Origin of the sequence: Ruegeria denitrificans (assembly GCF_001458295.1) — a bacterium.
GTDB classification, from domain to species: domain Bacteria; phylum Pseudomonadota; class Alphaproteobacteria; order Rhodobacterales; family Rhodobacteraceae; genus Ruegeria; species Ruegeria denitrificans.
This window is the reverse complement of sequence record NZ_CYUD01000024.1, coordinates 13,293-31,122: the sequence shown is the minus strand read 5'-3', so window position 1 is coordinate 31,122 and position 17,830 is coordinate 13,293. Positions and strand designations below refer to the sequence as shown.

Below are 17,830 nucleotides of genomic sequence, written 5' to 3'. Positions count from 1 at the left end.
AAAAAGACCGCGAATATCACCAGAAAACACTTGCAATGCAGGAGCCACCCACAGATGCCATTCATCGTGCAATCACATGCTGCTTTGCAGCTGATCAAGAGCCGACGTTCGTACTAATCTCAGATTTTGGTCAACCTGAAATTCGGCCAATCCAACAAATCGTGCTCGAGATCTCTCGTCAATTTAGTGCGGCTCCGCTTCTCCAGGTTTGGACCTCAGCGGCCGCTCTCAATTCCCGCTATATGTTTTCACTCATATCGTTGCTCCTGAATTCGAGCGTCTCAAGCGTAGTCGTTTAGTCCAAAGAAAAGGTAGATTTATATTCAGATTGGATTGAGTGTTAGGGTGCAGTCACAACAATGTACCCGCACCTTCAAGCAAAGGTGCTCTTGGATTTTGGGGGAGCGAGTGATCGAATTTTACAAATCTATCTTGAGAACTACGGGACATCGTCAGGTGGTCAACATCTTGCTGTCGCTGGCCATTGCCGCCCTGGCGGCGTTTCCACTGAACTACCAGAAGGAAATCGTGAACGGTCTGACCGAAAAGAACATAAGCCCCGGAGGCTTGCTGTGGCTTGGTGCTGCTATGTGCGCGGTGATAACCCTGAGTCTCGCGCTGAAATGGGTGCTGGGGTATCTTTCGAGCGTCCTGGGCGAAGACATGATCCGCAAACTGCGCAAGCGCATTTGCAATCTGTCGCGCGAAAACCCGGCAGGTTCCGAGAAAGTTGCCTATGGTGCTAAAGCAACAATGGTGTCGGCCGAAGCCGAACAAGTGGGAAAGTTCTCTGGTAGCGCTCTGTCTGAACCCATCGTACAGGCCGGCACCCTTGTTGTGATCGTTGGGTATATTGCGGCCAATCAACCCTCTCTGGGACTGATTGCAATTGGCATGATTGTCCCGCAGGTGTTTATTGTTCTTCTCGTGCAGACGCGCGTGAACTCCCTTGTGTCAGACAGAGTTCACACATTGCGCAAAGCCACAAACTGGCTTGTTGACCCTGATCGCTCGGCCGCGGAGGTCACTCCTAAATTTGACGAGATCTACGATACCCGTTCCCGGATATTCGTCTGGAAGCTGTCTTCGAAATTTGTACTCAGTGCCATTAACGGCGCCGGGACGGTGGGGGTTCTTGTTGTGGGCGGTTGGCAGGTCCTGGAAGGCAATACGGATGTCGGCACAGTCGTCGCCGCCACCGTAGGTTTGACACGTCTTCAGGGCCCGACGCGGCAGCTGATTGCCTTTTATCGACAGGTCAGTGCAACAGCTGTGAAGTTTGAACTGCTGCGGGAAGCAGGCGTGGATATGGCTGACGCGACCACCTGAAATTTGCACGCATGAATAGACGCCCTATCGTTTGAAGGGGGTAAAATAATGACGAATGAAGCCGGATTTGTGTTCGCTCTGATTGCCGTCGCGGGTGTGCTGATGGCAAGCAACCGTGTTCGCTATGACTTCGTTGCCTTGATAGTTGTTCTTGCGCTTGCCCTCAGCGGCACGCTGACAATTGGGGAGAGCCTATCGGGCTTTGGGAACAGCGTTGTAATCCTTGTCGCCTGCCTTCTTGTGCTGGGCGAAATGTTGGATAGAACCGGCGTTGCTCGCGCAGTAGGGGACGCCATCATGCGGCACGGTGGTCGTGGTGAAACTGGATTGCTGGTGCTCATCATGATCAGCACGGCGCTTCTGGGGAGCGTTATGAGCTCAACAGCCGTCGTCGCAATTTTCATACCGGTCATTCTGCGAATTGCTCAAGAAACGGCAAACGACAAGGCTCGTTTTTTGATGCCAATGTCCTATGCCGCGTTGATAAGTGGCATGCTGACCCTGATCGCCACGCCTCCGAACCTTGTCGTAAGTGATGAGTTGGTGGCGCAGGGATACCAACCTTTCGGTTTGTTTTCCTTTTTTTTGATCGGTGCGTCGGTTCTGGTTGTTGCAGTCCTGTTTGTTTTGTTTTGGGGTCGCTACCGGTTGAAGACCAAGTCGACCCCTGATGAGCAAGGGTTCGCAATTTCCGGAACGACGCTTGCTGGTATGTGGGAAACCTTTGGATTGGATTTACATTCCGCGACTTTCAAGGTCACTGGCAAAATACTCTCAGAGGACGTTGACAAGCTGTTGGGAAGTGGCACGGCAATACTCGTTCGACTGAGGCCTGGCGCCAAAGGAAAGTACCTCGCAGCCATGTTTCGTGAAGGTATGGAACTGCTACCGGGCGACATTGTATTCATTCGAGGATCCCAAGACGCACTGGCGGAGTTATCAACAAATGCGTTGTTTGCCAAAACTTTGGGTTTTCAGAAATCAAGCGCTGTTTGGATCGATCAGTTGGGTCTTGCGGATGTATTGATCCACCCCGAGGCTAATGTGATTGATCGACAAATGCATGATGCACCCGGGTTCGAATCCAAAGGGATTGAGATTGTTGGCCTGGTGAGAAACAGCGAGCCCGTCGAACACCCCAACACTACAGTTTTGCAATCAGGCGATCGTCTTATGCTTGCCGGATCATGGGAAGACTTGGATCGTGCGGTTGAAAGGCATGATATGTTGGTGCTTCTGTCCTTCCCAAATGAGCGGACATCCGTCCCACCGGCAGCTAAGGGTTTTTGGGCTGCGATTGCCATCATGGCCACGATGGTTGCCCTGACGGTCTCAGAAATCGTCTCAATAACTGCTGCAGTACTGATGGCCGCGGTAGCGGCAGTCTTGCTTCGCACTCTTTCCGCCGAAGACGCGTATCGCGCCGTAAAGCTTCCAAGCCTCGTTCTTATCGCCGGGATGTTGCCACTTGCCGACGCGCTGCAAGCTACGGGCGGATCGGACCTAATCGTCGACCAACTGCTTTACCTTGTCGGAGAAGCCAGTCCGCGCGCAGTCATGGCGGCGATCTTTGTTTTAACGGCCTTATTGGGCTTAGTCCTATCCAATACTGCCTCTGCGGTACTTGTTGCGCCGATTGCTATTTCAGCCGCCGAAGCGCTTGGGATTTCACCATACCCAGTTGCGCTGTGTGTTCTGATAGCTGCATCCGCGTCATTTTCGACTCCGATCTCAACGCCTGTGGTCACATTGGTCGTTGCACCCGGGGGGTATAGTTTTGCTGACTTCCTCAAACTCGGTGTGCCGCTCACAATACTGACCGGCACTGTCGCGGTGATCATCGCTCCAATGCTGTTCCCTTATTAACGGTTTACTCCCTAATTTATGTCGTTGTTTTAGTTGGCACTTCGGGGGCAAAGTGAAGTCAATTGTTTACACACCCATACTGGAATCCAACATCGCAGTGAGCAACGAGGCGTTCTGTGTCTTTTTCAGTCCAGTTCTCGGGTGCAGTAACCTGCACCCACGGACCTATGTAATCCTCGGCAAAGTAGGCATGCCCATGTCCAGGTGGTGTCCCGAAAGATAATGCCATATCGAGGGCCAACTGAAACTTGGTCACAACCGGTATAAATGTAAGGTGTTCTGAAACATCTTCCGCGGGCGGTTCTTTCATCCATGGAGGAGCACGCCAGAAGGAAAACGGATCGTAAAAGACAATTGGATCACTTGAGTACTGCAAGAAGACAATTCGCATCTGGCCCCAATCAGCCGCAGCCTCAGACGCGTCCGCGAAGTGGGAAGCGTAGCGAACAATCGAACCATCACCAATTGTAGGCAAAACCCAAGGGCTGCCCGGTTGTCGGGAATTCTGCACACGCTGCCAAAAGTCTGAAGGAAATGGCGGCCCCACCCAGAACGCTCCATCGATAGGATCACCAACCAGACGAAACAGGTTGGTTGCATACATCGACGACCAGGCCCCGAGGCTTAGTCCGTGTGCGTAAAGCTTGGGGCGGTCATCTTTTGGGAGGGTTCGCCAATAGTCGTGCACAACTTCCATAAGAGCGGTCGCCTGATCCAGGCCAGTGCGGGTTTCAAGAACCAAAGCAAGTGGTGATTGCATATAGGAATACTGGACGCTTACAGTCGCTATATCTCCGTTGTGCATGTATTCGACAGGATCGTGCGATCCTGGATCCATCCAACCGGTTCCGGTGGGGCTTGTAACAATCAGGATCTTTCGTTCGAATGCATCAAGGCGCTTCAGCTCCGCCAAGGCCAGTTCCGCCCGCTCCATTGGTGTGTCGGCATTTGCCCGACCCACATAAACCCTGATTGGGTCCAAAGCGGGTCTGCCAGAAAATTTTGAAATAACTTCCGCATCCGGTCCGGTCTCGACAAAGTCGCGGCCCGGCTTGCCCATAGCCGCCCAATCGATGAGCGAGGCAGACGACCCGGTGTTGTTTGGATTGGCAGGCTTTGGTGGCGCGGTGTCAAAAAGTTCCTGAGCCGCCTCGTAACTTTCGTCGAGCGTAGCGACTACCCGATCGAAAACGCCATCTCGAGTTACGATAAACAGTACTGTGAACACTGTCAAAGCGCCGAGGATATTGGCCCGCCTTGGCGGCATGAAGCGATAGAACTTAGCGCGCGTCCATCGAAACATGCCTTCAATCAATTTGCCGATCAGATAGGCGGCGGAAAATGTGAGCAAGGCGATGGGTAGCATTGTCATCAGGTATTGGGTTTCGGCCTCTGCAAGCCCCATCTTGCTACGCAAATCGTTCTGCCACTCAAGGTTAAGGGTGATCGACCAGACCGCGAGTGTCAGTACTGTACCCGTAAGCAACACATCACGCAGAACAGCCAGCTTACGTGGAATTACAGGCAGGTCGGCTGCAAGCCAGATCAAGCCAATCACTTTCCCTATCAAGTATCCAAGCGACATGACCAGGCCACCAAGAACGCCTTGCGCCATCGGCCCTCGGGGGATCATGGACGGTGTCAGTGACGCTGCAAACAAAATCAGACCAAGCAGAAAACAAGGAATGGACAATCCAGCAATAAATGCGCGCAACCGAACCATTTCCCTCATCCTTCCTATCGTAAAGCTTGGGCCCGCCCTGCTTCAGCTCAGAAATTCGCGAAGTTTGCGGCGCGAGCCAGGAATGTTGTTGACTAACTGACCCGTCACAAAATTCACGACAAAACCTAAGCATAATGATATTCTTACATATAGAATACATTATCTTTTATTGCCGAGTGCCAGTCTTTGCATCGGCACGTGTTGTGTCCGTGCGACCTATCACGCGGTGCAATCGGAGATTTGGAAACAATGATCATTCGGGGGGAAGATCAACATGTCGTCAAACAACACCGATCCAAACGACAAGAATGAACGGCATCGGGCACCGCTTTTTGGTATGGCCGGCGTCGTTGGCTTTGTCGCAATCCTTTTTGTCCTGTTCATGGTCTATCTATTCACTCGTTCAGAGGGCCCGACCCGGATCGCTCCCGTCGGCGGTGATGCAACTCAAAGCGAATAACCTATCCAACCTTCACGGATCGGTTCTGTCCAGGAATCTCTCATTACAATCAGGAGCAATTTGATCATGCCCAGCGAACGGCCACATTTTCATGCCAAAGGCAATCCTCCGTCACAGCACACCAAATCCGTTCTGGAGGCTGCACACGATGCCTTGCCTTTCGACGATACCCGCGACTTCGACGAATGCGAACGCGGTCTGATCGCAAAAATGGAGCATCCTAAAATCATGGCGGATGCAGGTAACGTTGCGTGGGACATGGGGCAGTTCGATTTTATTGACGAGGCGGATAGTTACGAAAGCATTCACCCGTCGCTGTTTCGTCAGGCAAAGCTGAACCAGGACTACGGACTATATGAGGTCGTCGAGGGTATTTATCAAATCCGCGGTTTCGACCTGTCCCAGATGTCTTTTGTTCGCGGGAAAACTGGTTGGATCGTTTTCGACGTGATGGTGTCAGCGGAAACCGCACGCGCCGGGTTGGAACTGTTTCGATCACATATTGGCGGAGAGCTTCCCATTACCGCTGTGATCTACTCGCACAATCATGTGGATCATTGGGGCGGGATAAAGGGTATCATATCGGAAGAAGATGTGGCAGCCGGCAAAGTTGAAATCATCGCTCCCGTTGGCTTCATGGACAATACGGTGTCCGAAAACGTTTATGCTGGTAACGCTATGAATCGCAGGGCTTATTACCAGTACGGTATTCTACTACCCGTTGATCCACATGGCTATGTCACACAGGGTCTGGGACAGGCTGCATCACGTGGCGCTGTGACACTGATTGCCCCTACGCGGATCGTCTCAAAAGACTATGAGGAATTCGAGGTGGATGGCATTCCGATGGTTTTCCAAAACACGCCGGATACTGAGGCGCCGTCGGAAATGAACACCTACATTCCCGGCATGAAGGCTTTGTGGATGGCCGAAAATGTCACCCACTGCTTGCACAATATTTATACCCTTCGCGGCGCTCCAGTACGCGACGCGTTGGTTTGGTCAAAGTACATAGCGCAGGCCTTGTACCGATTTGGTCAAGAGGCCGAAGTTATGTTCGCCGCGCACCACTGGCCGCGATGGGGAAATGCGAGGATTCAAGAGGTGCTGCGGGCGCAGCGCGATATCTACGCGAATATGAACAATCAGGTTCTTCATCACGCAAACAACGGCGTCACAATCAACCAAATCCATAACGTCTACAAAGTCCCCGAGGGTCTTCAGAAACACTGGCACGCTCGCGGTTACCATGGCTCACCTGAGCACAACAGCCGTGGTGTAATCCAGCGATACCTCGGATTTTGGGACTGTAATCCCGCAACACTGATTCCGCCTTCACCGGAAAACTCAGCGCCGGTTTACGTCCGAATGATGGGCGGGGCCGAGGCAATTGTCGCTAATTGCCGTGAAATGTACGAAGCCGGTGATTATTTGATGGTTGCTGAAATTCTGAACAAGGTTGCGCTTGCCGAACCCGAAAACGAAGTCGCTCGTGATCTTCTCGCGGATGCCTTCGAGCAAATCGGTTATCAGCAGGAAAACCCTGGGCTTCGCAACTCATTCTTGGCGGGCGCTTTTGAATTGCGATCCGGTATCCCTTCCGGGCAGGCCGTCAAAACAACCAATCCTGACGTTATGCGCGCCATGTCGACTGAGCTGTTTCTGAACTTCCTCGGAATCCGGCTCGATAGCGAAAAAGCTGAGGGGCTGAGGTTTACGATCAATCTGAGAACTCCGGATAATGGAGAGGAATTTATTGTCGAACTGGAAAACGCGACGTTGACGAACACAAGGGGGTATCAGGCTGAAACTGCTGACCTGACGCTGGCGATTGACCGTGCAAAGCTGGAAGAAACTCTGGCCGGAGAGAAGAGCTTTGAACAACACCTTGCCGAAGGCTCCGCTCAGGTCACGGGTGACCCCTCTATTCTGAAAACACTGGCCAGTCTGCTGGTGGATTTCGACCCAAAATACGAAGTCTTTCCGGGCACACGCGCCAGTGATGAACAAGCTATTGAACACGACCCCTATGACGCGGAAGAACTGAAGGGCGTGGTGCCTGAGTGATGTGGTGCTCCCGCGCCGAATACCCAAAATATACTGGATCGCGGCTGCATGCTTGACGGGTTGAAGATTGATCGCAGGAACGTGGTTTCGGATCTTGTCGCAGGTGCCACGTTCGCAATCGTCAACGTTCCGCAAGGAATGGCCAATGCTGTTCTTGCGACCGTCAACCCTGTCGCTGGTCTTTACGCGCTAATGGTCGCCATGCCCGTCGGCGCAATCTTCACCAGTTCCGTTTTTATGAATGTATCAACGACTGGCGCACTATCGGTTGCCGTCGGTGAGGCATTGTATGGGGTTGAGGACGATAGAAAGATCGGCGCATTGATCGGCCTGGTTATGATGATTGGGATGGTGCAGTTGATTTTTGGGCTGCTGCGTATGGGGCGGCTGGTCCGATATGTATCCAACTCGGTGATGACAGGATTTATTACCGGGATTGCAGCTCTGATCATTCTTGGCTCTATTCCTGATATCACTCGGTTTGAGAGCGCACAGCCAAATCATTTGTTGCGCCTTTCCGATACCGCATTGAACTGGCGTAGTTTCGATACCGCTTCGGTTATTATCGGCGTGGCCACAATTGTCCTTATTTTTCTGATCCAGCAAACGCGATTAAGTAAGTTCTCGCTGGTCCTTGCTCTGGGTGCGACAACCGGGTTGGCCACGCTATTTCAAGGCGGCTCGATCGTGCTGGTGAAAGATGTCGCGATCATTCCCCGAAGTTTGCCCACGCCAATGCTGCCGGACTTAAGCTACTTTCCAGAACTGATCCTGCCCGCCATTGCCATCGCAGTGATCGGGTTGGTACAGGGCGCCGGTGTTGGTCAAAGCTTTCCGAACCCCGATGGGCGGTTTCCAGATACTTCGCGTGATTTCGTCGGCCAAGGCGCGGCCAATCTCACAGCAAGCGTGTTTGGTTCGATCCCTTCAGGTGGGTCAATGTCGGGAACGGCTGTCAGTGTTCAGGCCGGAGCGTGTTCGCGCTGGTCAAACATCTTTGCAGGCGTAACAGTGGTATTGATCGTCTTTTTGTTCGTGGACATGGTCAAGCTTGTTCCCATGGCCGGTCTGGGTGGGCTTTTGTTCGTGGTGGGCGTGCAGAATGTCCAACCCAAGTCTATTGCTGTCATTTGGCGGACCGGAACGATGGCCCGTGCTGGTTTTACTGCGACGCTGGTGGCAACGCTGTTATTGCCGCTGCAGTTTGCAATCCTGTTGGGCATCGCAATCTCTTTCGTTCTTCAAATTCTGCGCTCCGCTAACCAGATCGAAGTTCGGCAGATCTCCTTGGTCGAAGGGGGCTTCCCAATAGAGCGGCCTGGTGCGACCGCTCTTGAGGAAGGCGAAATTACGGTTCTTCGCATTCGCGGAGAACTGTTCTTTGCGTCGGCGCAGGCTCTTGAAGCTCAGTTGCCCGAAGCAGATACGGGACGCCATTCAGTGGTATTATTGGTGCTTCGTGACGTTGACGACTTGGGAAGCACGATCATTCGATTGCTAAGCCGATACTCTAAAGAGCTTGAACATCACGACAGCAAGCTGGTTTTGACCGGTGTGAACAACAAGTTGCAAGGACAATTGAAACGAACCGGACTGCTGAAGCGATTGTCGCAAGAGAACGTCTTTGAGGAGCAAGCTGAAATCGGGGCAGCGCTTAATGATGCCATGGAACAGTCCCGTATTTGGATCGATGCGAAACGCAGTCAGTCATCCAGCACTTTGGGATCAGAAGGACGCAAATAGATGCCCGAAGTCGTTTTGATTTTTACAGGTGTTGTCGTTTTTGCTCAGATGTATGGGCTGGGAACCCGGCAAGAAGTTGGGAGCATTCGTGCGTTGCTGTCCGATACTTCGCTTTTGTTTCGTTCCCTGATTTCAGTTCTCGTCGTGATGCCTTTGGCAACACTCGTTATAATGTTTTTGCTTCCCGTGCGTCCTGAGGTTGCTCTGGGTTTGGCCATTTTGGCCGCCGCGCCCGGAGCGCCTCTCACAACGCGCCGGTCCGAAGCCGCAGCCGCCGATTTCAACTATGTTGCGTCATTGCAGTTGCTTCTTGCTCTGTTGGCAGTGGTTTATACGCCGTTTGTGCTATTCTTATTTAGTCATCTGCCCCAGGTCGCGGCTACTCCTGTTTCGTTGGATACTGTGGCCGCTCAGGTCGGGCTGGTGACTTTTCTACCGGCAGTGCTTGGATGGGCATCGGCGCGCGCGGTGCCGCGATTGCGAAATCGCCACAACAAGGTGGTGGCGATTGTGTCCAAGGGACTTTATCTCTTGTTCCTTGCCGCTCTTTTAGCCGCGCTGGCGCTTTTGCCAGACCTACGGCAATCACTTGCAATTGGGTGGACCACTGCTTTTTCGGTCGTCATACTTTGTGCCGTTGCGTTAGCGAGTGGCTACACGCTTGGGGGCCCGGTCAGATCGAAAAGAGCGGGCCTTGCCATCGCAACAATTGCAAGGAACATAGGATTGTCTCTTTACATTGCTGAGCAGTCAGAATTGTCTTACCCGGCAATCCCTACTATCCTGCTTTTTGCTCTGATCGGGGTTTGTATGGCTTTACCGGCCTCGGTTGTTTTTAAGCGGTTTTTGGGTGGCACATAGCACTGCTTTTAGCCATGCTCTTTAATTTCGCAAGGTTTCGTTAAGGCAGGTGTACTGCGTACTCAGACGTCATTTCCTCCCAGAGAACGAGAGATCAGGAAAACGATACGCAAAGAAATCGCTACAACAAGCAACTCAGCGGTTAGCGTCATAAGTAAGGTCATGATGCTGACTGCATCGACCGCCGAAATCGTGTAGGGGCTGGCACCGGTTTCAGCTGCGGATATCTGCAAGCCAACTTGAGGGTTGGCCAGCATTGTGACCAGAAGCGCAAAAGCTGCTCCAAACAATGAAACAATTGTCAGAACAGCGCCGATGGTTCCGACCCAAACGCCGATCCACACGCGACTTTGAAGCCGGGCGGCTGAGGGGTCATCTCCAGTCTCTTTCAGCTTTCGTCCCATAGACAAATAATGCCAACACCAAAATGTGGTGAAAGCGGGCAGGATCAAACCTAAGAAGGACAGCACGTTGCCCACGCCTGCGCCGCCTCCGACAACGCCAAGGACAACGCCGCCCAGTACAACGACAATGATCAAAAAAACCAGTTGAACCCAGAAACCGATCTGGCCAAGCTTGACGAGCGCATCTGCGACGCGCCCGGTGTTTTCCTCATGCCAATTAGCGGATTCGCCTACCATATTGCAGTGCTCCCAACCTAAGCCCTATGATTTGAAGAAGGCCGTCCATGCTTTAGCTTGGCCGTCGATCTCTATAAAAAATCACTGGCTATGCGCAGCGGCGAGCGCTTCGCGGAGTTTGTCTTCTTGTTCCTGGGATAGGGACGTCTGAAGTATCTTCGGGTCGTATTGTTCGATCTCGGCGATCACTTTGTCCGGTGTGGCCTTGGCGACAAGCAGAAACAGAGCCGATGAATTTGGTTGGATGGTCTCGCCCAGTTCTTTGATGAAATCATCATTGATGCCGTAATCGGAAAGGGACCCTCCAAGCGCTCCCATTGCCGCCCCGGCCAAACCTCCCACTGCCATGCCGGCGAGTGGGTTGAGAACAAGAATACCGGCCAACATACCAACTATTGCACCGGTGCTCAGGCCCGTACTGGCACCAATTCGGGTCATGTTCACTGACTGCTTAATGTGTATGTCTCCCTCTTCGGGTCGCACAACGACGCAGGCGTCCAGCAGGTCGATCAATTCCTGTTTTTTGAGCTGTCGTAGTTTTGTCAAAACAGCATCTGCACTGTCGACACCATCAAATGAAAGAACAACAAGATCAGCCATTGAAGTCTCCTCGGGTGATTTGGATTACATCGTCAAAATCGTATTGGATTGCAAAAGTGGATAACGCGGGTCCGAAGGGACCCGCGTGTAACATCATTCGATAACGACCTGACCGGTCACTGCCTGCAACGGCTCAGCCTCTGCTACTTCTGTTGGACCGGTACTTGTCCCAGGCAGAACTTCGAACAGAGGATCGAACTCAACCATGGCTCCAGCGAGTTTGATCAGAACGCTGACGTCACCATCAGCCGTTGCGCGGCCGTCGGCCAGCAAATCTTCGAAATCAGCCTCCCCAGTCATCACAAGTTCCAGATCGGATCGGTTCAAAGTCAGAGTGAGATCTGGCTCATCGAAAGCGAAACCTTCGACATTTGTGAGTGTTGCTTTGGCCAGCTCGATCGCAAACATCTCACCATTGTCGGGTGTGCTTAGGTTCATCGTAAACTCGATGCCTTCGGCCTTGCGGCTGTCCATCTTGATCGCAAGGAAATCAAGGAACAGCTCAGTCGACATAGCGCGTATCACCTCTGGGCTGGACGTGTCGGCCGTTTCACCGGTGGGGATGCCAGAACGAAGTTCATAGGCACCAGACAGGAAGCTGTTCCGCAGGCCCGGGTTCTCTTGCTGGTAGCCAAGCTGTTCGTAAACGTCGGCCAACAAATCTTTTACTTCCTGATCTGATGGATCCGACAGGAACAGCTTGTTCAGAATCTCGGACGCTTCGAAATATTGCCCTGCATTGTGCAGTTCCAAACCCTTGGCTATAATTGGATCTTTGCCGCCCATCATCTCGACGTAGAGCGGGGCTGAAGCTTCTGGTTCTAACGGTATCAGGGTCGCGGGATTGCAATCCCAGAATCCAAGGAACCGCTGAACAACACCGCGCGAATTGTGCTGAGGTGAGCCGTGATAGCCACGGGTATGCCATGTCTGCTGCAAACCCTGTGACGGCTCATAGTGGTGATGTATCTGGTTAATCGTCACGCCCTGATTGGCCAGATGTAGGGTCTGGTTATTCATATGGGCATAAAGGTCGCGCTGATCTTTCAAAACCTGCTGCACGCGGTCATTGCCCCAGCGCGGCCAATGGTGCGAAGCGAACATGACCTCTGCCTCTTGCCCAAACAGGAACAGGGCACGAGAGATGTATTTTGACCATCGAAGGGCATCACGCACCGGCGCGCCGCGCAATGTATAAATGTTGTGCAACGTGGCCGTCACGTTTTCCGCCATCCACAGGGCCTTCATGTCGGGGATGTAAGTATTCATCTCTGACGGTGCTTCTGTATTGGGTGTGTTCTGGAAGATCATCCGCACGCCGTCGACCTCGAACTCTTCGATATCATCCTCGACAATTCGGGTCGGTGCGATAAGGCCTACGGCACCGGCGGAAACACGTTTGCCGAGACCCTGATTGACGAACCCGTGCGGGGCCACGGGCAACAATAGACCATATTGATAGAACAGCCGGCGGTTCATGGCGTTGCCTGCAAACACGTTCTCGGAAATCGTGTGTTCCATGAAATCACGCGACGCAATGATCTCAACCTTACCAGAATCCACGTCTTCTTGAGAGACGATGCCACGCACGCCGCCCCAGTGATCCCCGTGTGAATGAGAGTAGATCACTGCTGTAATCGGCAACCCTTCACCTTTGTGTTCCGAGAACAATTCCCACGCGGCTCGCGCCGTTTCGGCCGAAACCAGCGGGTCAATGGCGATCCAACCCGTTTTACCGCGCACGAATGAGATGTCGGACAAATCAAACCCGCGCACCTGATAGATGCCGGGTATTACCTCGTACAGACCATAGTTCTGATTCAGCTTGCTGATACGCATCAATGACGGGTGGATACTGTCGTACTCGTCTTGCTCGTCGATGAAATCAAATGCGCCCCGGTCCCAGGCGACATTGCCCGCGTCTGCCATTATTTGAGGTTCCGGCATCTGGGCAATGAAACCCTTGGCAACTTCGTCAAAGTCCTGAGTGTCTGAGAAAGGCAGTGTTTCTTTCGCTTCGGCCAGGATTTTGAGCGTGTGCTCGGACGGTGCTTTTCCTTTAGGGTGAAAGTGGCCTTCTAATGGCGCGGCTGTCGATGTGGTTTGTGCTGCTGCTTCTTCCGACAAAAAAGTAGGGCTTACCGCAAACGCGGCCCCAATTGCTGGAACAGTTTTCATGAAGTCGCGCCGATTAGGTGCCATCGTATTTCCCCCTATTGATCAAGCTGTCTGAAAAGCATTGCCTCACATCCTAACATTTAAATGTCATTGCGGAACGATTAAGATTTAGGCAGTCTTGCACGGCTCATTATCCAGCACGGCACGCGGATGTATTGAATGCCTGAGTATTTCTGACGATTGGGCCGTCTTCGGTGAGCCCAGCAACAAAGGACGAGATCTAAAAATAGGTGGATCACAGATCAGGGGGAAACATGATGGCAGCTACCTGCGATGCCTCTCTGCCGAGGCGAGATTTTATCAACCTGGCCGCTGCAGCTTCTCTTTGTTGCATCTCAAGTTGCGCCCCGTTCGACCGCAGTATTTCGATCGGCGACATGAATTCTGAGCTCGCAGCCGCGTTGGAACAGATACCTTCTGATGATGGCTCAGATCTGGTTCAGATTGCCCGGGAGATTGAGGCGAATTCAACACAGATGATCCAGGCGCACGCGGCCTTTATTGAAGAATTCAACCGGTTGTCCGCCAACCGCTCTGTAAAACGTTCCAAGTTGATAGCTGTTTCAGACAGATATGACACCGAACGCCGTTCGCAACGCGATAACCTGCTGGTATTGCAGGGGCAATTGCAGGCGGCAATCCCGGAAGAGTACTGGCCGGAAGTTGCTGAAATTCTGTACGAAAAGGCAGACATAGTCGCCTCGGGAACCAGTTTGGAGTTGTGAGATGCCAGTAATTGCGACGATAACGGCGGTCACTTTCTTGTTGGACGGATCGTCTGATTTAGCACCATCATTTCTGGAGCCCAATACGCTGAGACCCGCCTTGGATAAGGCTATTTCGCCCGCAGACAGCGATGTCCGGACCGCGGCCTTGAAAATTGTGAGCGACTTGGAAGTTGCCGTTGATCGGTTCCGTGCCGCGGTCGAAGGTGCTGCGGACAATGCCATTCTCGGTTCGACGGACAAATCAGCATCGGCATCGTCCACAAGAGCCGTTTTTAGTGAACTGGATCGGGAAAGAGATCGAGCGATAAGCGCGGTACTCGACTCACGTGATCAACTCGTTTCGCTTTTGGATCAGGAGACCTGGTCGCGAGTATTCGATGGGTAATGTCTATTGAGAAAGGGGGCAATGTTCACCCTGTCGTCGCTGCAACGCTATCCATAAAGTCGGCGAATACGTTTGTTTGGTGAATTGGATGATGATGCATCCCATGAGGCGTGCTCAAAATGCCTGCAGACGATGCCGCTACTTTTTGTCTTTTTCCTTTTTTCGGTCATTTGAGGGCGCTCGCCAAAATGAGGCCGCGCCCCAAATCACCAGAACAACCGTAACTATGCCACCCACAATAAATTCCATATCCAGATGATAGCCACGCGAGCTTGTTGGCGCAACTTTTCAACACCGCGAAATAGACAAGGTGCAGTTTAGGCTTCCGTTTTGCATAACTGAAAAACCCTTCGCAATTTTCAGTTTGGGCCAAGTTTTAATTGCATTTCGGATGCCAAAAAGAACGCTACCAGACTGCGCGCTTGACCGATCTGACTGCAGGGGGCAGTCTGTGGCATGCTCAACTACCCGTGACCCTTTCGACTTTCAGTAGGTAGATGCCGTCGTGATAGATGCAGAATTTAAGGACAAGTTTCTGGTTGCGGCGGCGACTTTGGCGCTTTCGCTTATTGCTTTCACTGGGCAGTCGTGGGGGAACAGCGGGACTGGTGTTCAGACAAGCTGCGGCGGGGATGCTTCCGACAATTGGACCTTTACCACGGATGCGCTCGACGGCCGGTTTCTGCATGTAATCTGGACGGGGCCGCAAGGTGAGACGCGGGTTTCTACGCTTAACTACTACGCGACCAATACCGAGGGTTACCCTGTTTTTACAGGCACCTTTCTGGATGTTGCCGAAGTATTACTCGTGGATAAGTCTGGTGGCGCACCGAAAAACGAATCAGAAGTCATGGTTTTTACGGAGGATTGGGGCTGGGTCGCGGGGAATTGCCGGGAGCTTGGCAAAACCGGTTCCTCAGAAGTGTCCGGTACAGAATTTGTTCGCAAAAGCCTTGTGGGAAGCCGCGATGTGTCGGCCACAAACTGGTTGCAACGCAATGGTTTCGCTCGCGAAAGTATCTTGGAGTTTTCTGAAATCGGCAAAATTGAACTCTGGCAAATGGATCAGGGTGACGCAATCGAAGTCGTCTTCTACCACGGCATCGTATCTGACGTCCATTTGGCTGTGAAATAGAACCATTTGTCCGAGCGCACGAATAGTTGGGACACATGTAGCAAACGGAGGATTCTATGAACGGAATTGTTAGGGCAACTGTGGTGTTGATTTTTGTGGAGCAAGTCTTGCCGCTTGCACAAATAATCAAGGCGTGAACGCGGCCTCCGGAGCACTTGTTGGCGCGGCGGTGGGGAACCAAATCGGGTCCGGCAGTGGGAGAACAGCTGCAACTCTGGTAGGAGCCGCTGCTGGTGCGCAAATTGGTGCTAACGCTTGCGGCGGACAGAACCAACCCCCATGCACTTGAGACGCCATTGGCCTGTCGTCTGCCTCTGAAAAACAGACAGCACGATCCTGTTGAGCTGCAACCAGGGTCATGGCAGTCAAGTGTTTTGATCCTTAGGGAAATTCGGGCCTGAGGCTAAGTTGTGCTTCCTAAAGGTAGGGGGAAAGTAGCCGGGCGAAACCGTTGCGCAATTTGGTCAATAGCGGGAGATCATTGATCTCTTCAAGGCTAATTTCCCGAGCGCCAAGTGCTTTTGAGTCAAGGATGACATGGAGTTCTTCCGACAGCTCTCGGTGATAGCATTCAACATTGAACTCAAAATTCAATCGCAGGCTTCTGGGATCCCAATTTGTGCTTCCAACAAGAGCCCAAACGTCGTCCACGAGCATGAGTTTCGTGTGATCGAACGGTGGCTTGGTGAAGAAAACCCGGCAACCATGTTCCAAAATTTGCCCGATCTGCCCCATAGCTGCCCACTCGACAACCTTAACGTTGTTGTTGGATGGCAGGAAGATTTCGACCTTGATGCCACGGAGCGCCGCCACTGAAAGCGCTTCTATCAGCCGAGAATCCGGTAGGAAATATGGGCTGACGATGCGTACGCGTTCGCGCGCGGCCGATAGTGCCGCGAAAATGAGCTTGCTGAGCGTCTCGAAATCCTCGTCTGGTCCGTGCGAAATCCCCCGCGACCAGACTGTGCCATGGCGTGTAAGCTCTGGAAACCATGCCGGGCCGCTCAACTGCTCACCTGTGGTGAAAGCCCAGTCCGTGACAAACACTTGTTTGAAGTGACTTACAACCGGCCCCTCGAATTTGAAGTGCAGGCATTGTGTCGGCGCCTCGGGATCGAGGTTCAGGCAATGCGCTTCGCGAATATTGGTGCCGCCTGTGAAGCCAATGCAGCCATCCACAACAAGGATTTTTCTGTGATTTCTGAGGTTTGAAAAGCGGCGTGAGGAGAACCCGCTCGTAGGAAGAAAACTCGCGGCTTCAATGCCCACCTCTTCCAAACGAGTAACCATATTTTCTTTGCTGTAGCGCGCGCCAACGCAGTCGATAAGAACACGCACTACCACGCCGCGATCCTTGGCGCGGACGAGCGCATTCAAGAATTCTTCTCCTGCTCGGTCGCTGTCAAAAATATAGCTCAACAATCCAACCGATAATTTGGCACTATCTATGGCCGCGATCATCTCCGGAAAGGCCTCATCACCATCTCGCAGGCAATCGACCGTGTTTCCCGGCAAAAGTGGCTTTGCGCTAAGAGCTTCCCCGGCACGGGCTAATCCGGCCAAGTGAGGTAGTTGGATATTAGCCTCTTCAAACAACACTCTCTCACTTTCCGAGAGAGAGAAACCTGGAATTCGGCGCATGGTGTCTGACAGGCCCATCCGTGTACCAGCCCGGTTGATCCGATTGACGCCCAGTATGATGTACGCCAACGAGCCAACAAACGGCGCAAGCCAAGCAAGGGCTGACCAGCCAATGACCGCGCGCGTATCGCGCTTTCTCAGAACAGCATGCACGGTGACTCCGAAGGCTAAAGACACCTGCGCAAGCGTGACGAGAAATGCCCATAGGTAGACGAGGCTCAAAATACGATCCCCCAAATGCAGCTACACCACTTGAAGCCTCACCCTATCTCTTTTGACTAACAAGGGTGCAGAAAGTTTGGTTTGGAAATGCTTGGATCCAGCCCTTCGACCACTGACATCACGCTTGACGCACCTCATACGCCGTCTCCGAGCCTAACCAACGTCTGGTTCGCTCCATTCTGCGAACCTCGACGAACGGTGCAACGAAGGTCTGCTTCCCGCCCTTGGCGCCGGAATCTTCCATTTCTCCC

The 17,830-nt window shown here is 52.7% G+C and carries 16 protein-coding genes; 11 read left to right on the top strand and 5 right to left on the bottom strand.

Annotated elements, in window-relative coordinates; translation table 11 throughout:
* The 3 genes from RUE5091_RS23460 to RUE5091_RS21795 all read left to right on the top strand — a co-directional run.
* Positions 1–299, top strand: a 299-nt coding sequence (locus RUE5091_RS23460; protein ID WP_207383767.1) for a hypothetical protein, incomplete at its 5' end; no start/stop codon positions are given.
* Between the two features lie 157 nt (positions 300–456).
* Complete coding sequence (locus tag RUE5091_RS21800; protein WP_243470853.1) at positions 457–1,329, top strand: ABC transporter ATP-binding protein; 873 nt, start codon at positions 457–459, stop codon at positions 1,327–1,329.
* 48 nt (positions 1,330–1,377) lie between these two features.
* Positions 1,378–3,195, top strand: a complete 1,818-nt coding sequence (locus RUE5091_RS21795; RefSeq protein WP_058284055.1) for an SLC13 family permease — start codon at positions 1,378–1,380, stop codon at positions 3,193–3,195.
* Positions 3,196–3,253: 58 nt separating this feature from the next.
* On the opposite strand, the gene RUE5091_RS21790 is transcribed toward RUE5091_RS21795, so the two are convergent.
* Positions 3,254–4,918, bottom strand: coding sequence for an alpha/beta hydrolase (locus RUE5091_RS21790; protein WP_058284054.1), 1,665 nt, complete (start codon positions 4,916–4,918; stop codon positions 3,254–3,256).
* A 274-nt stretch (positions 4,919–5,192) separates the two neighbouring features.
* Here RUE5091_RS21790 and RUE5091_RS21785 point away from each other — a divergent pair, with 274 nt between their 5' ends.
* The 4 genes from RUE5091_RS21785 (at position 5,193) to RUE5091_RS21770 (ending at position 10,049) form a co-directional block, all read left to right on the top strand.
* Positions 5,193–5,378 carry a hypothetical protein gene (locus tag RUE5091_RS21785; RefSeq protein ID WP_058284053.1) on the top strand — a complete coding sequence of 62 codons (186 nt, stop codon included), beginning with the start codon at positions 5,193–5,195 and terminating at the stop codon, positions 5,376–5,378.
* Positions 5,379–5,444: 66 nt separating this feature from the next.
* Positions 5,445–7,445, top strand: coding sequence for an alkyl/aryl-sulfatase (locus RUE5091_RS21780; protein ID WP_058284052.1), 2,001 nt, complete (start codon positions 5,445–5,447; stop codon positions 7,443–7,445).
* 48 nt (positions 7,446–7,493) lie between these two features.
* On the top strand, positions 7,494–9,188 hold the full coding sequence (locus RUE5091_RS21775) for a SulP family inorganic anion transporter (protein ID WP_058284051.1): 1,695 nt from the start codon (positions 7,494–7,496) through the stop codon (positions 9,186–9,188).
* Positions 9,189–10,049: a hypothetical protein gene (locus RUE5091_RS21770; protein ID WP_058284050.1), complete on the top strand. Its 861-nt coding sequence runs from the start codon at positions 9,189–9,191 to the stop codon at positions 10,047–10,049.
* A gap of 62 nt (positions 10,050–10,111) precedes the next feature.
* Here RUE5091_RS21770 and RUE5091_RS21765 read toward each other — a convergent pair whose 3' ends face one another.
* The 3 genes from RUE5091_RS21765 to RUE5091_RS21755 form a co-directional block, all read right to left on the bottom strand.
* Positions 10,112–10,690 (bottom strand): DUF3611 family protein, encoded by a 579-nt coding sequence (locus RUE5091_RS21765; protein WP_058284049.1) that lies wholly within the window; start codon positions 10,688–10,690, stop codon positions 10,112–10,114.
* An 81-nt stretch (positions 10,691–10,771) separates the two neighbouring features.
* A complete protein-coding gene (locus RUE5091_RS21760) occupies positions 10,772–11,290 on the bottom strand; it encodes a DUF1269 domain-containing protein (protein ID WP_058284048.1) in 519 nt (172 codons plus the stop codon).
* 93 nt (positions 11,291–11,383) lie between these two features.
* A complete protein-coding gene (locus tag RUE5091_RS21755; protein WP_082643780.1) occupies positions 11,384–13,492 on the bottom strand; it encodes an alkyl/aryl-sulfatase in 2,109 nt (702 codons plus the stop codon).
* A 353-nt stretch (positions 13,493–13,845) separates the two neighbouring features.
* On the opposite strand from RUE5091_RS21755, the gene RUE5091_RS21750 reads away from it, so the two are divergent.
* The 4 genes from RUE5091_RS21750 (at position 13,846) to RUE5091_RS23790 (ending at position 16,005) form a co-directional block, all read left to right on the top strand.
* The gene (locus tag RUE5091_RS21750; RefSeq protein ID WP_058284047.1) at positions 13,846–14,193 is read left to right on the top strand and encodes a hypothetical protein; all 348 of its coding nucleotides are present in this window, start codon (positions 13,846–13,848) and stop codon (positions 14,191–14,193) included.
* Between the two features lies 1 nt (position 14,194).
* Positions 14,195–14,581 carry a hypothetical protein gene (locus RUE5091_RS21745; protein WP_058284046.1) on the top strand — a complete coding sequence of 129 codons (387 nt, stop codon included), beginning with the start codon at positions 14,195–14,197 and terminating at the stop codon, positions 14,579–14,581.
* A gap of 505 nt (positions 14,582–15,086) precedes the next feature.
* The gene (locus RUE5091_RS21740) at positions 15,087–15,716 is read left to right on the top strand and encodes a hypothetical protein (RefSeq protein WP_058284045.1); all 630 of its coding nucleotides are present in this window, start codon (positions 15,087–15,089) and stop codon (positions 15,714–15,716) included.
* 133 nt (positions 15,717–15,849) lie between these two features.
* Positions 15,850–16,005 carry a glycine zipper 2TM domain-containing protein gene (locus tag RUE5091_RS23790; protein WP_082643779.1) on the top strand — a complete coding sequence of 52 codons (156 nt, stop codon included), beginning with the start codon at positions 15,850–15,852 and terminating at the stop codon, positions 16,003–16,005.
* 128 nt (positions 16,006–16,133) lie between these two features.
* On the opposite strand, the gene RUE5091_RS21735 is transcribed toward RUE5091_RS23790, so the two are convergent.
* A complete protein-coding gene (locus tag RUE5091_RS21735; protein WP_131726364.1) occupies positions 16,134–17,579 on the bottom strand; it encodes a phospholipase D-like domain-containing protein in 1,446 nt (481 codons plus the stop codon).
* Between the last annotated feature and the right edge of the window lie 251 nt (positions 17,580–17,830).

What these genes read in the sequence shown, in the direction of transcription:
- RUE5091_RS21775 (WP_058284051.1), top strand. Translation starts at nt 7,494, where the DNA reads ATGCTTGACGGGTTGAAGATTGATCGCAGGAACGTGGTTTCGGATCTT.
- RUE5091_RS21760 (WP_058284048.1), bottom strand. Translation starts at nt 11,290, where the DNA reads ATGGCTGATCTTGTTGTTCTTTCATTTGATGGTGTCGACAGTGCAGAT.
- RUE5091_RS21770 (WP_058284050.1), top strand. Translation starts at nt 9,189, where the DNA reads ATGCCCGAAGTCGTTTTGATTTTTACAGGTGTTGTCGTTTTTGCTCAG.
- RUE5091_RS21750 (WP_058284047.1), top strand. Translation starts at nt 13,846, where the DNA reads ATGAATTCTGAGCTCGCAGCCGCGTTGGAACAGATACCTTCTGATGAT.
- RUE5091_RS21745 (WP_058284046.1), top strand. Translation starts at nt 14,195, where the DNA reads ATGCCAGTAATTGCGACGATAACGGCGGTCACTTTCTTGTTGGACGGA.
- RUE5091_RS21790 (WP_058284054.1), bottom strand. Translation starts at nt 4,918, where the DNA reads ATGGTTCGGTTGCGCGCATTTATTGCTGGATTGTCCATTCCTTGTTTT.
- RUE5091_RS21755 (WP_082643780.1), bottom strand. Translation starts at nt 13,492, where the DNA reads ATGGCACCTAATCGGCGCGACTTCATGAAAACTGTTCCAGCAATTGGG.
- RUE5091_RS21785 (WP_058284053.1), top strand. Translation starts at nt 5,193, where the DNA reads ATGTCGTCAAACAACACCGATCCAAACGACAAGAATGAACGGCATCGG.
- RUE5091_RS21780 (WP_058284052.1), top strand. Translation starts at nt 5,445, where the DNA reads ATGCCCAGCGAACGGCCACATTTTCATGCCAAAGGCAATCCTCCGTCA.
- RUE5091_RS21765 (WP_058284049.1), bottom strand. Translation starts at nt 10,690, where the DNA reads ATGGTAGGCGAATCCGCTAATTGGCATGAGGAAAACACCGGGCGCGTC.
- RUE5091_RS21795 (WP_058284055.1), top strand. Translation starts at nt 1,378, where the DNA reads ATGACGAATGAAGCCGGATTTGTGTTCGCTCTGATTGCCGTCGCGGGT.